General features: G+C 37.8%; 14 protein-coding genes. 2 read left to right on the forward strand and 12 right to left on the reverse strand.

From position 1 onward, the window contains the following. Positions 1 to 84: 84 nt before the first annotated feature. From BABA_RS06860 to BABA_RS27225, 10 genes are all read right to left on the reverse strand, one after another. A complete protein-coding gene (locus tag BABA_RS06860; RefSeq protein ID WP_007084421.1) occupies positions 85 to 1416 on the reverse strand; it encodes an MDR family MFS transporter in 1332 nt (443 codons plus the stop codon). Positions 1417 to 1566: 150 nt separating this feature from the next. Then, entirely contained in the window at positions 1567 to 2808 is a 1242-nt protein-coding gene (locus tag BABA_RS06865; protein ID WP_007084422.1) for an ATP-binding protein, read from the reverse strand. A gap of 146 nt (positions 2809 to 2954) precedes the next feature. Further along, on the reverse strand, positions 2955 to 3836 hold the full coding sequence (locus BABA_RS06870) for a proline-specific peptidase family protein (RefSeq protein WP_007084423.1): 882 nt from the start codon (positions 3834 to 3836) through the stop codon (positions 2955 to 2957). Positions 3837 to 3857: 21 nt separating this feature from the next. Further along, positions 3858 to 5213 (reverse strand): D-serine ammonia-lyase, encoded by a 1356-nt coding sequence (locus BABA_RS06875; protein WP_007084424.1) that lies wholly within the window; start codon positions 5211 to 5213, stop codon positions 3858 to 3860. Between the two features lie 93 nt (positions 5214 to 5306). Continuing rightward, positions 5307 to 6284, reverse strand: coding sequence for a transglutaminase domain-containing protein (locus BABA_RS06880; RefSeq protein ID WP_007084425.1), 978 nt, complete (start codon positions 6282 to 6284; stop codon positions 5307 to 5309). A gap of 245 nt (positions 6285 to 6529) precedes the next feature. Then, a complete protein-coding gene (gene ytaF, locus BABA_RS06885) occupies positions 6530 to 7135 on the reverse strand; it encodes a sporulation membrane protein YtaF (protein ID WP_007084426.1) in 606 nt (201 codons plus the stop codon). Positions 7136 to 7285: 150 nt separating this feature from the next. Then, positions 7286 to 8017, reverse strand: coding sequence for a TerC family protein (locus BABA_RS06890; protein ID WP_007084427.1), 732 nt, complete (start codon positions 8015 to 8017; stop codon positions 7286 to 7288). A gap of 217 nt (positions 8018 to 8234) precedes the next feature. Beyond that, the gene (splB, locus tag BABA_RS06895; protein WP_007084428.1) at positions 8235 to 9263 is read right to left on the reverse strand and encodes a spore photoproduct lyase; all 1029 of its coding nucleotides are present in this window, start codon (positions 9261 to 9263) and stop codon (positions 8235 to 8237) included. A 15-nt stretch (positions 9264 to 9278) separates the two neighbouring features. Beyond that, positions 9279 to 9524 carry a transcriptional regulator SplA domain-containing protein gene (locus tag BABA_RS06900; protein ID WP_007084429.1) on the reverse strand — a complete coding sequence of 82 codons (246 nt, stop codon included), beginning with the start codon at positions 9522 to 9524 and terminating at the stop codon, positions 9279 to 9281. A gap of 68 nt (positions 9525 to 9592) precedes the next feature. Then, entirely contained in the window at positions 9593 to 9751 is a 159-nt protein-coding gene (locus BABA_RS27225) for a hypothetical protein (RefSeq protein ID WP_157273130.1), read from the reverse strand. A 159-nt stretch (positions 9752 to 9910) separates the two neighbouring features. Here BABA_RS27225 and BABA_RS06905 point away from each other — a divergent pair, with 159 nt between their 5' ends. Continuing rightward, the gene (locus BABA_RS06905) at positions 9911 to 10339 is read left to right on the forward strand and encodes a YugN family protein (protein ID WP_007084430.1); all 429 of its coding nucleotides are present in this window, start codon (positions 9911 to 9913) and stop codon (positions 10337 to 10339) included. Between the two features lie 51 nt (positions 10340 to 10390). Further along, entirely contained in the window at positions 10391 to 10819 is a 429-nt protein-coding gene (locus BABA_RS06910) for a pyridoxamine 5'-phosphate oxidase family protein (protein ID WP_007084431.1), read from the forward strand. A gap of 26 nt (positions 10820 to 10845) precedes the next feature. Here BABA_RS06910 and uvsE (BABA_RS06915) read toward each other — a convergent pair whose 3' ends face one another. Beyond that, complete coding sequence (uvsE, locus tag BABA_RS06915) at positions 10846 to 11811, reverse strand: UV DNA damage repair endonuclease UvsE (RefSeq protein WP_007084432.1); 966 nt, start codon at positions 11809 to 11811, stop codon at positions 10846 to 10848. 29 nt (positions 11812 to 11840) lie between these two features. After that, the gene (gene uvsE, locus BABA_RS06920) at positions 11841 to 12785 is read right to left on the reverse strand and encodes a UV DNA damage repair endonuclease UvsE (RefSeq protein ID WP_007084433.1); all 945 of its coding nucleotides are present in this window, start codon (positions 12783 to 12785) and stop codon (positions 11841 to 11843) included. Positions 12786 to 12793 lie beyond the last annotated feature (8 nt).

Here is a 12793-nt window from a genome sequence, read left to right on the forward strand (position 1 = left end):
TATGCCCCTCTCATATTGCATAAACCTTCCCAAAGAAAAAAGACCGAACACACGTCCAGTCTTTTCGTCAGTAAATATGAATGTCTATGATTGGCTTTTACGTAACTCATCTGTTTTTGCAGGGATGAGAAAACTCAATACAATTGTTATTAAACTCAAACAAAGGGCATAAAGGAAAACGTTTTTCATGCCAATGGAAATGTTTACTGCATGATTGATGAGCAGACCCATGATGGTCACTCCAATTGATGTCCCAATGTTTCTTAAAAAGATTTGCAGCGACGTCGACATCCCCTTGATATGAGATTCTGCAAATTCCTGAGAGGCAATTGTGCCCACCGCAAACAACAAACCGAAAGCAACCCCTTGTATCGTCAAAATCAAAAACAATCCTATATAGGAAATATCTTGAATAAATAAATAGAGTGCTACCCCTGAAATAGTCGTGATAAAACTGCCGATTATAAACAAGATTTTGTAACCAAAGCGGATGATCCAACCTCCTGCCGGGGTACTGCCAAACAACCATCCGAGAGCAATACTTAATAGAATGAGTCCGCTTTTATAAATACTCATGTCTTTACCTTCTTGTAAAAACAACGGAATAAAATTTGATGTCCCGAAAAATGATAGGCAGTAAAACAACATGAACAGGTTAGTCATGAGAATGCCTCTGTTTTTAAATAATGACACAGGGAGAAACGGCTCTGTTTCTTTCCTTTCGACTAATAGGAAGGCGATCATGCCAATAATTCCAATAAGGATGTACCAAAATCCATGACTCACATTGGTAGACAACAGTAAAAGTGTAATCGAAAACCCAAAAAGGAAGAATCCTTTATAATCGATATGGGTCTTTTTAAATTCAGCTTTTTCCTGATAAGGAATCAAACAAAACACTGTGGCAATACCGATTGGGATATTGATAAAGAAAATCCATCTCCAGGTCAATGCCTCAACGAAAAAGGAACCCAAAACGGGGCCCACAATGGAGGATATTGCCCAAATCGTACTAAATACCGCCTGAATCTTCCCACGCTTCTCAATCGTAAACAAATCCCCAACTATGATCATGGAAAGCGGAACCATCCCGCCGGCTCCAAGCCCTTGAATGCCTCTAAACACAATCAGCATCTCCATAGAATTCGCGATTCCACAAAGAATCGAGCCAAGTGTAAACAGGCCAACCGAAATCATTAACAGCTTTTTCCGGCCATACATATCTGATAATTTTCCGTATAGTGGAACAGTAACAGTACTCGCTAACATATAAACAACAAAAATCCAGGCAAACAATTCCATGCCGCCGAGTTGTTTCACAATCGTTGGACTTGCTGTCTGCATAATATTGGCATCTAGCGCCGAAATAAGGGTTGTAATAACAAGCCCCCAGAATACATACCTATTTTTCCCCATATAAACCTCCTGTGTCCGATCCTTGATGAATGAATTCCTTTTTTTTACAAATTAATTTTTACACTTCTATCATTATAGCAAAATTTATTTTCCTATATCCAACTTTTTTTAAAGAACGCATTAAAAATGGCTGATATTTTTCAGCCCGGGCTAAACAAGTATGACTTCTTTTTTCAATAACGGCTGTGTGATTGTAGGTAAAATAATTTCAATTGTTGTACCTTTGTTCACTGTACTATGAATCGTTAACACACCATTATGACCTTCAATTATTTTATAGCAAGTCATGAGACCAAGACCCGTTCCTTTTTCCTTTGTTGTATAAAATGGTTCGCCTAGTGTAGAAATTCGTTCTTCTGGAATACCGATTCCCTGATCAATGATTTTAATAGATATTGTTCCTTCTTCTTTTTTAAGAACAATAATATGAATATTTCCACCGTGAGGCATGGACTCCATAGCATTTTTTAATAGGTTCAAAAAAACCTGCTTTAATTGATTTTCTTCACAACTAATCATCGGCAAGTCATGGTCATAATCAACAAAAATTTCGACACTGTTTAATATGGACTGTGTGCTCATTAAGGTAATAACATCTTTTATTAATACTTTTACATCTTGTTCGACATAAACAGCGGCAGTCGGTTTGGCAAGTACAAGGAATTCACCAACAATGGCGTTAATCCGTTCAAGCTCCGCCAATACAATATCAAAGTATTCCTCTTTTTGTTGGCTCACTTTAAATAACTGAATGAATCCTTTTATGGAAGTAAGCGGGTTTCGAATTTCATGGGCAATACCCGCCGCCATTTGTCCTAACAATGCCAGTTTTTCAGACTTTTGCAGCAGACGAGCCGTTTCTTCCTTCCGATTCGTGATATCCTTACCAATTGATAGGATCGCTTCTGACCCGCCAAACATAATAAACAACGAAGTAACTTCAAAGAAAAACGTGGATCCATCTAAACGTTTTGCATTATATTCGATTGTACTTACCGGTTTTTTCTCTTTCTTTATTTGCTTAAATCGCTCCAGCATTCGTTCATTATATTCCGGCACAATAAAATCGAAAAGGTTCAGACCGATGATATCCTCTTTATTAGCAGCTCCTATCATACTTGAAGCGGCATTATTAGCATAAAGAAACTGATGATTTCGTGTAATATAAACTGGCTCCGGCAAAGAATCGATTAATTGCTTATAGCTTTCTTCGCTGGAGCGTGCCTTTTTTTCAAAATATCGTGCTTTATCATATTGCCAGCCAACAACCCAGGCAATGCTAGTAAAAATAAAAAAGTCTAACGTAAAAAAAGCATGCTGGTCCCATATCTTTTGGAAGGTGGTAAAGGCTATTGAAATAAATACTAGAATGATCTGGCCCGACCTGTTCATAAAAAACCCCACTTAATAGGAAATTAGTTTTATTTATAATTCGACAAAAACCCTGATAATCCTTTATTTCCTGATCAAATTGGAAATCCTGCCAAATAAAAAGGAGCGCAGCCGCATCATGCGAAGTGCTCCTTTTCAAGGTTACCTTATTTTCCTTGGATATCAATGGATTGAAGAAATTCCCCCATGATCGTTACATACTCTTCTGGCTCCTCAATATACGGCATATGCGCACTTTTTTCAAACACATGGAATTTCGAATGAGGAGTCAGACTGCTGTAAAGTTGTGTTGTTTCGGGTGTTGCTTCGTCAAACCGCCCGCACGTATATAAAGCTGGGCAAGCGAGATCCTTTAATTGTGTTGTACAATCAAACTCCTTCAAATTGCCAAGTACGGTAAATTCCGATGGCCCCCACATGATATTATAAATTTCAGCATTACGATATCCTGAAGGTTTTTGTTCCAGCCATTCCGGTTGCTTCTCCATTCTGTTAACAAAATGCTTACTAAATACCTCAATCGCTGCTTCGAATTCTTCTGAATCTGTCGTCCCATTATCCTCACAGCGTTTAATCGTTTCCTGTACATCAAGAGGAAGTTTTTTGAGATTTCGCTTTTGATCCTGCTCCCATAACGGGGCACTTAGACAGGGACTTGAAAAAATAATACTTTTCACACCGCTTGGCTTTGTTAAACAATATGCAGCTGCAAGCGTTGTCCCCCAGGAATGACCTAAAATATGTACTTCGTCAAGCTTTAGTGCTTGTCTTATTTGGGCTAATTCCTCCACAAAACGGCCGACATGCCAAAGAGAGGTATCCGTTGGTCTGTCAGATTTTCCACAACCTAATTGATCGTATAAAATCACAGGACGATCCTTCGCGAGGGCTTTTAAACCTTGAAGCGAAAAAGAGGATGAGCCCGGCCCACCATGCAGGATGATAACCGGCGTGCCCCCGCCATTTTCATCGAATAATTGATACCATACCTTGCCTCCAGTTACTTCTATATATCCTTCATTTTGCATTCTTATCTCCCCTTACAAGTACTATTTCTCTAGAGCTAATTTCAATCCTTTTTGATAATATTGTGTCTTCATTTCATCAGGAACCATGCTTCCACCAGTACCCCAAATAATATGTGTACCCTTACTCATCTTTTCCGTTAAATTATGCTTTTGTAAATAATCGATGCCCTCTTTACATAATTTACTTGGTCCTATCATGCCTGCAAGTGCAGAAGGTTCTAAATGAATCCCCTCTGTATCAACTAGTTCTTTTAGCAACTTATACAACTGGTTATCGCTGACCGTATAATTACCACTTAAAAAGGGTTCAATCGTTTTCCCTACAAACCCAGATGGCTTTCCTACAGCAAGTCCATCCGCATCTGTTACATTATCGATACCAACATCTTGTACAGAAACCTTATCATGAAGTCCGGTCATTAAACCGAGTAACATACATGGTGAGTGGGTAGGTTCTGCAAAGAAACAGTGAACATGGTCTTGATATAATAATTTCAAACCAAAAGCTACACCTCCAGGACCACCGCCTACTCCACATGGAAGGTAAACAAACAAAGGATGATTTTCATCTATTGTTATTTCTAGCTCTTCTAATTGTTTCTTCAATCGAGATGCTGCCACTGCATATCCTAAAAATAGGTCGTGAGAATTTTCATCATCTACAAAATAACATGTTGGGTCACGATCTGCTTGGATTCGACCTTCCTCTACTGCTTTACTATAATCAGCCTCATATTCAATAACTTTGACATTTTTGCTTCTAAGTAAGTCTTTTTTCCACTGCTTTGCATCGGCTGACATATGGACAGTCACCTTAAAACCTAACTTTGCACTGATAATGCCAATACTAAGTCCTAAATTTCCAGTTGAGCCTACTGCGATGGAATAGTGTGAAAAGAAGGATCGAAACCTATCACTATCTATAATCGAATAGTCATCTTGAATCGTTAACATTTGATGTTGAAAAGCTAATTCTTCTGCATGTTTGAGAATTTCATAAATCCCGCCTCTTGCTTTAATCGATCCTGAGATCGGAAGGTGACTATCACATTTGAGTAACAATTCCCCTAGTATTGGTTGATGATAATTCTGTTCTAACGATTGCTTCATGGAAGGAATCCTCACCAAAGGAGATTCTATGATTCCATTCATTCCTTTTGTTTCAGGGAAAACCTTGGCGATATATGGAGCAAAACGTTTCAATCTTTCTTCTGCATCCCTTGCATCCTCTTGAGTAAGGGGAGATTTGTTCATTCCCGTTTGAAATTTTTCAATAGTAGGATTAATCCAAAATACTTCCTCCATCGAAATGAGCCTGTTTAGTAAAGGATATTTGCCTCTCCATGTTTGTATATCTTTGCTTTCAATTTCCCTCATTTTTATAATCCTCCCAATAAACCTATGACAAGCAATTAAATAAAATTTTAAATACAATTTAACACAAAATAAGTCTCTAATATCCTCTTCTATTTACCACGGATACTCCCCTTCCTTATTTTTATCCGTTTTGGAAAAATAGGCAGGTTGATAGTTTCGGACAAATTTATGGGTATTGGCGTTAATGTATCCCGAGCCGTAGGTTGGATCTTCGGACTGCCACGCACCGTCTAGCATAATTTCATTCCAGGCATGGTTTTCACCGTAGGAAACCTTCGCTTCAATGCCAACTGCCCGGTGAAGCGCCGCACTTAAATGAGCGTAGCCAGTACAGAGGACATTACGAGATTGAAAGGTTTGGACGGCAGAATAAATGGGCGGCTTTGTTGCGTTTACAAGCGGTGCATTATAGGCAACATTTTTTGCGACCCACTCAAAAATAGCCCTCGATTTATCTTTATCTGATTGTTTCCCATTCGTAATGTTTTGGGCAAGAGCGAGAATCGCCGGATCATTACTTTGCACCATATAACTTGGGGTTAAATAAGGGTTGCTATCTGTTAAGGTATACTGGGCATAGCCCAAAACTTTATTCGGATCGTTTTCCTTCCCAGCGTAATATTCGTCCAAATTAAGAATGACATCCCCTGCAGTATAGGTCAGTGGATAGGCATAATTAATTTTTCCGTTGGTAAATGGAACTTTAATTGTTGTGTCCTTATGTGCCCGCACTTCTTGAATATATAAAATGACTCCATTTGCTTTATTGAACTTTCCATATTCAGTGGGTTTTCCTGTAATTACCAGCGTGCCATTTTCTACCGTGACCCGATAGGTCTGGATCTCCGTAGGCTGATAGTTTGCATTTGATGATACCGGGGTGGATTCCTCCGGTGGTTGCTCCGTCACTTTGGCTTCTTTCGTTTCATTTTCTTGATTTTCTTGATCAGATAATTGGAGACTATTTAAGTTTAAAAAGTTTTTTACTTGATCAATAGAAGGAATCAACTCTTTTTCCGATAGAAACATAAAGGCACAAACACATATGAATAGAAAAAATAGTTTTTTCAAAATCGAATACCACCTCATTCAATGCTTACAAGAAATAGACATCCATTTAAATTTACTAATCAAAAGACATGACTATCAATGATTTATTCTTAATTATAACAGTTAGTTGAAGGATCAGCATTTAAAGACGTTATTAAAATTCAGCCAGTTCAAATAAAAAATGGCGTGCCAAAACCAGGATCGGTTTACACGCCAATTTCGAACCCTCCGTTATAAGGAACTACCTCTTTTTTTAATAAGATTTTTTATATAATCATTTCATAAACCCCAATCATGATTAACAAGAATCCTGCAACACTATTAGAGTACTTGCCAATGTTCATACCACAAATCTTACTTCCAAGTTTTATTCCACTCCAAATGGATAGGAAGGAAAATAATCCAATTGACAATGTGGTTAAAGCAGGAGAAACTCCCGTAATTCCTGCCCCTAATCCCATTGCTAAACAATTGATCGCTAACGCAAATCCTAAAAAAATTGACTCTTTTACAGAAATAACTTTATCATCGTTTACATCTGCTGAATCCGGATGAGTAATAACATGCGAAAAATTAGAATCAACTTTAACTTCACTTGGAGATTCTTGAGCAGAGAATGAATCTATAATACATTTGATTCCAATACAAATAATGATCAAACCACCAGCTACATTAGCCGTTCTTATAGAAATAAATTGAGAGATAAATTCCCCTGCAATAATGGAAAGATACGCACATATCATGGAAACGGTCGCGATCATTAAATTGGAAACAAATGTGATTCTTATTGACCTGAATCCATATGACACGCTTATTCCTAAATTATCAAGATTAGCCGCAATTCCGATTAATAATACAGACAAATAATGCATATTTTCCTCCTGTAGGTGTGCAGTTCATCTAGTTGTTCCCTGAGAAAAATTCTTTTGTGTATTTATATATTCAAATCGTTTGAATTATGTTAATTAGAATTGAACGCTTCAATATTTGAAAAATTAAAAGGAACTCACTCAGAGTTCCCTTTACAAGGTTCTTTCATTTCCAGAATTTTTCCTGAAAAAGTGAACGATGAATGTGCCTAAGAAAACGGCGATTAAAATACTAAATAATACAATTTCATCCATATGGAAGCCGAAAGCAGCGATGATCATTTTTACACCAATCACGCCAATTAGTAAAAATGCAGTTGTTTCAAATTCGGGAATTTTTTCAATCAATGTCAAGAATAATTGGGCGACCCCGCGCATCATTAAGATACCCAGCACACCTCCGAGGAATAATACCCATACTTGATTAGAAACGCCAAATGCCGCAATTACGCTATCAAAGCTAAAGGCAATGTCCATGAGCTCCACGGTTAACACCGTCCGCCAGAATCCCATTTTCTTATTTTGAACATCATCTTCCTCCTCCTTTTTCTGAAAAAAGTTTTGAAAGACAATCCACAAAAGATAATGACCGCAGACAATTTTAATCCAAGGAATGTTAATGAGTGAAACCCCTAAACCAATGGCCACAATGCGGAAAAAATAGGCGCCAAAAATTCCATAGAATAGGGCTTTCTTCCGTTGCTCATTTGGCAAATGCTTTACCATAACTGCCAGGACAAGGGCATTATCAGCAGATAATAATCCTTCTAGAATAATAAGGGTTCCAATAATTCCCCAGCTAGCTGGATCCGAAACGACATTCTCTAATGTCTCAAGTGAAAAAAAAGCACTATAACTATTTATGATTTGTTGTAGGAGTTCCATCTGCTTTTTCCCCTTTCAATTCAAACCCTTACTTTTTGATTGGCACCTATACAATCATATAGCTTGTACGGTTATAGTCTAAATGTATGTAAGACTCTTAAATATATGAACCTAAAAAACTAATAGTTACTAAAGAGTGGTCTAATCTAATAAAAAAAAAACACACAATTTTTCGATTGAAAGATCGTGTGTCATAGCTAATGGTAATTTATACCTCTTACGTAAAGTATTCCAATTTGGCATTAGGGAAAAACTTTTCCATGTAGGAATAAAGATGACTCTTAATATCCTCTTCTTCCTCTTTCTGATAAATATACTTCCCTATTCCGTACTTACCCCATTTATATCTTCTTGCTGTTTCATCCAATTCCAATTTTGTCATTGGATAATTTTTTTCAATCACACGCTTCGCCGGCTTGGTAAATCGATGTTGAATAAATTCAAAGGTAATATCGTCCCGAGCGTCCAGTGGTAATTCTTCATTGAGTCGTTCAAATAAATGATAATAGCCTTCTTCCCAGCCTTCATGAAGGTAAATGGGGGCAACAATGAATCCCAATGGATAACCAGCTCTAGCTACTTTTCCTGCTGCTTCGATTCGTTTAGCTAATGGTGAGGTTCCCGGCTCGAAATTTTTTATCACATAATCTGCGTTGACACTAAAGCGAAATCTTGTCTTTCCATTATGCTTGGCATCAAGTAGGTGATCTACATAATGAAATTTGGTGACAAAACGCAGCTTCCCTAACTCTGATTTTCCGAAATGCTCAATGGCCCGTTTTAACGTATGGGTTAGGTGATCAAGGCCGACAATATCGGATGTACAGGATGCTTCAAATCGTGTAATTTCAGGTGCTCTTTCCTCCATATACTTATCGGCAGCCTCTAAAATATCCTCAACATTGACGTATGTACGAATATAGGGCTTCGATCCCATCGTCGTTTGTAAATAACAATAATGACAATGTCCCATACAGCCTGTCGCAAACGGAATGGCATATTCCGCTGAAGGCTTGGATGTATCAAACTTAAGGGTTTTTCTTATCCCCACTACTAGGGTAGACTTAGCAATTCGATATCTTTGGAAATCCGTTTCTCCAGGAAGGTTTCTAACTTGATTATGTGAGGTAGTATAACGAATTTCCACATCCATTTTTTCAAATTTCTCCTTCAGTTCCTTTCCAAGCGGATACTCTAATGCGGCTGGTTCAAAGTAAACAAGCTGTGGTGTAAATGGTTTATTCATGTGGTACTCCCCATTCTATTCAAAGCTAAAATACTGTTCATAGACCTCCATAGCTTCAGCCTCACTCTGGTAGACTGCCATATCATTCGTTAATGGGTAATAGGTTTCATATAGAAATATCGCCAATTCACCAGGATTTTCAGGGTTATTTACAACGGCTGCCGACTGCACATTTGCTACGTCCTGTGTATGGGGATTACGATAAAAAACGTAGACAATGTCTCCCGGATTGTAGGAGTGATCATTCTGATTTACTTCCACTACCAGCACCGTCCTCTCATTATTGTCTAACCGAAAAAAACGCCGCTAAAAGAGCGTAAAAGTGTTGATTATGAAGAAGGCTTGTCAGTCATATTCGTAAGCCCCTCTGCATTGGGATCAGGTTGACCATAGCCTGTCACTTTTCCTGCATGCTCCTCATGGTACTTCGATCCTGTACCAGATTGCCCTTTTTGTTTCTCACGGTTACTACGCTGCTGATTAGACAATTTAAGCACCTCCTTTGTTCATTAGCATTTGTAAGATTTCCGTTGTTATTCGACCATAATAAATATTTACATTTCCAATTTTTCATTGAAATCTAGGTATTTTATTCATTTCCTGGTTAAGAATAGGTAATGATCTTTAAGTACAGGAGTGAAGTAAAAATGATTCAATTACAAACAGAAATCGAAGGAAAAAGAGCATATTTTGGGGCAGTGCGTGATATCTTTCATTCTTTAGGATGTAGTTTTTGCAGTAATTTTGATTATGACCAGGGTAAATTCGACGCATTATTATGGCGTGACGGTGGAGAGTCTATTTATCTAAGAGTTCCTATTTATGTAGTAGACGGTGCTTTAGATCATTCTAATACCTTGGTTGAGTTTGGAGCACCTTTTGTCATTAAGCATGTCGTCAATATTGGACTAGATCATGATGAAAATTCATTTGTTACTGGTACAACTGGACTTGATCAATTTCAAACTCCATTGGATAAAGACGGGTATATTTATGATAAAAGCAGATGGGAAAAGGCGGGTAAAGAGGCAGTTCAAGAAGTTTTTAGTTCAATCAATGGCTTATTAGTTTCCTAAAGATACCAAATGATTTAAATCAATGGACAAAGCACCAAAGGAGGAAATTCTATGAGTGATCAAGTACTAAAAGATAAGATTATTAACATCATCTCTAATCACAAAATCGGTATTCTGTCATCAGTTGAAAATAATAAACCTCATTCTAGATATATGTCCTTTTATAATCAGGATTTAACGTTATTCACACCAACCAAAAAAGACACGGAAAAAATCAATGAAATTGAAAAAACCCCCTTCGTCTCTGTATTACTGGGTTACGAAGAGAAAGGGCTTAACGATGCCTATGTCGAAATTCTAGGCACTACTTTTTTGCAGGAAACACAGGCTTTAAAGGATCAATTCTGGGAGGAATCTTTTACTAAATGGTTTGAGGGCCCAAATGATCCCAACTATGTACTATTGGAAATTAAGCCGGAAACGATCCGTATCTTAAATCTTAACGGTGAACCACCACAAGAAATTTCATTTGAAAACTAAGCAACATAAATCTTGGCTCTTCGGTCTCATCTTAAGTAAAACGAAGAGCCATCAATGATTTCCACGTCATTTCTCTTTTTTATTTCTTCCATTAATTGAAACAGGGCTTCATCTTTTCTCTTGGCCTCAATCATACAATCAATTTGTGGAACGCTGCCCTTAATTCCTGTTAGGAACTGAAAGAACATCTCCACGTCCACAAAATCTGCATGATGGCGAAAAGCTTTTTGGCTTTTTGGACTGGAAATATGCATTTTTATTGGTAATGATGAATTCCTCCAAGTTTGGATGACGCGACCCCACTGATCTTCCCAATTGGCATTTCGATGATAGGCCAGGTGATGGTGATAATCGAACACAAGTGGAATATCCAGTTTCTCACACAAGTAAAGCGTATCCTCTAGGGTAAATGATGTATCGTCATTTTCAAGCATAATCATTTTTTGAATTGATCTTGGAACTACCATCCAATTATCGACAAACCGTTCTAGTGATGTTTCTGTCTCTTTATAATTTCCTCCTACATGCATCACACACCGGTGGGTTTGATCAATCCCCATCCCCTTAAATAATAAATAATGCATCTTCAACGTTTGAATTGAGTTTTTTAAAACATCTTTCTTCATCGAGTTGATAAGAACAAAGTGATCAGGATGGAAATCAATTCTTATTTCGTGTTCTTTGGCAAAATCACCAACTTCCCTCAGCTGGTTTTTCAAAGGCTTTAAATAATTCCAATCAAGTAGTTCTTCATGGTTGGCCAGTGGGATAAGTCGAGAAGTTAATCGATAAAAATGAATGTCCGATGCAGCATTATGCTTTAAAATTCTGAGTGTATGTTGTAAATTCGACAGCGAAATCCGTTCCAATTTCCGAATCGCTGCCACGCGATCATCAATTTTCTGGAATTGGGCAAAGGTCATGGTTTGGGAAGGTGAAGCGTTTTTTAACTCCTTACTCATGGCTACATATCCTAATCGTACGATGGTCATTTATTTACCTCATTCCCCGGTCTTTTTAATTACCATTCCACCTCACCGCCAGATAGCCGTTTGACTCCTCGAATAGAGGCGATTTCTTCGATAAGCTGCAACATCGACAGGTTTTTCTGCTTCGCTTCAATCATAATGTCAAAGTCTTGATTTAGATCCTTTGCTATTTTCAAAAATGGAAGAATGAAATCCAAAGAGACATAATCGGCATGTGAACGATAGGCTTGATCTGACTTTGGTGAAGAAATATGGACCTTTGGAATCGTATTCCATGTGTTAAAGATCCGTTGTAAAAAAAGGGAAAGGTTAACTTCCCCTTGATTCGCCATATAGTGATGATAATCAAGAATCATTGGAATCTTTTCTTTTTCACATGTAACCAAGGTTTCTTCAACATTATAGGTCTTATCATCATTTTCCAGTGTCATATGCGTTTTTATTTCACTTGGTAAGTTTTTTATATTCTGATGGAATCGTTTTAAAGACGTCTCTTTATCTCCATAAGCACCGCCAATATGAATATTGATGATTCCTCTTTCCAGTGCATTCATTGCTTCGAGCATCTTAAAATGGAATTCCATATCCTTGACTGCATTCAAAGTCACTTCCGCACGGGGGCTTGTGAAAAGTGTAAATTGATTAGGATGAAAGCTCGGCCGAATTCGAAATTGGCGGATCAATTGTCCAAGCTCTTCCCATTCATTTTTGAAAGGAGTTACGAAATCCCACTTCACTTCTGGATGGGTGGCCAAGGGGACAAGTGAGCTTGAAAACCGATATAATTTGATTTCGTGCGCAATATTATAATGCAAAATTCTTTTAGTATGGTGTAAATTTAGCGCTGTTACCGCTTTGAGCTTTTCCATTCGCTCGTCTTTAGGAAGGGCTGAATACCGGGCAAAGGTTAAAGCTTTTGAAGGGCTGGCATCCCATAAACCTAGGGCATTCGCCACATAACCAAAACGGATTCTCATCTTTGTTC

This window comes from Neobacillus bataviensis LMG 21833, from assembly GCF_000307875.1.
GTDB classification, from domain to species: Bacteria; Bacillota; Bacilli; order Bacillales; family Cytobacillaceae; genus Neobacillus; species Neobacillus bataviensis.

Coding starts and splice junctions, on each gene's coding strand:
- splB (WP_007084428.1), bottom strand. CDS start 9,263: ATGAATAAACCATTTACACCACAGCTTGTTTACTTTGAACCAGCCGCA.
- BABA_RS06875 (WP_007084424.1), bottom strand. CDS start 5,213: ATGAGGGAAATTGAAAGCAAAGATATACAAACATGGAGAGGCAAATAT.
- BABA_RS06860 (WP_007084421.1), bottom strand. CDS start 1,416: ATGGGGAAAAATAGGTATGTATTCTGGGGGCTTGTTATTACAACCCTT.
- uvsE (WP_007084432.1), bottom strand. CDS start 11,811: ATGACCATCGTACGATTAGGATATGTAGCCATGAGTAAGGAGTTAAAA.
- BABA_RS06905 (WP_007084430.1), top strand. CDS start 9,911: ATGATTCAATTACAAACAGAAATCGAAGGAAAAAGAGCATATTTTGGG.
- uvsE (WP_007084433.1), bottom strand. CDS start 12,785: ATGAGAATCCGTTTTGGTTATGTGGCGAATGCCCTAGGTTTATGGGAT.
- BABA_RS06890 (WP_007084427.1), bottom strand. CDS start 8,017: ATGGAACTCCTACAACAAATCATAAATAGTTATAGTGCTTTTTTTTCA.
- BABA_RS06870 (WP_007084423.1), bottom strand. CDS start 3,836: ATGCAAAATGAAGGATATATAGAAGTAACTGGAGGCAAGGTATGGTAT.
- BABA_RS06910 (WP_007084431.1), top strand. CDS start 10,391: ATGAGTGATCAAGTACTAAAAGATAAGATTATTAACATCATCTCTAAT.
- ytaF (WP_007084426.1), bottom strand. CDS start 7,135: ATGCATTATTTGTCTGTATTATTAATCGGAATTGCGGCTAATCTTGAT.
- BABA_RS06865 (WP_007084422.1), bottom strand. CDS start 2,808: ATGAACAGGTCGGGCCAGATCATTCTAGTATTTATTTCAATAGCCTTT.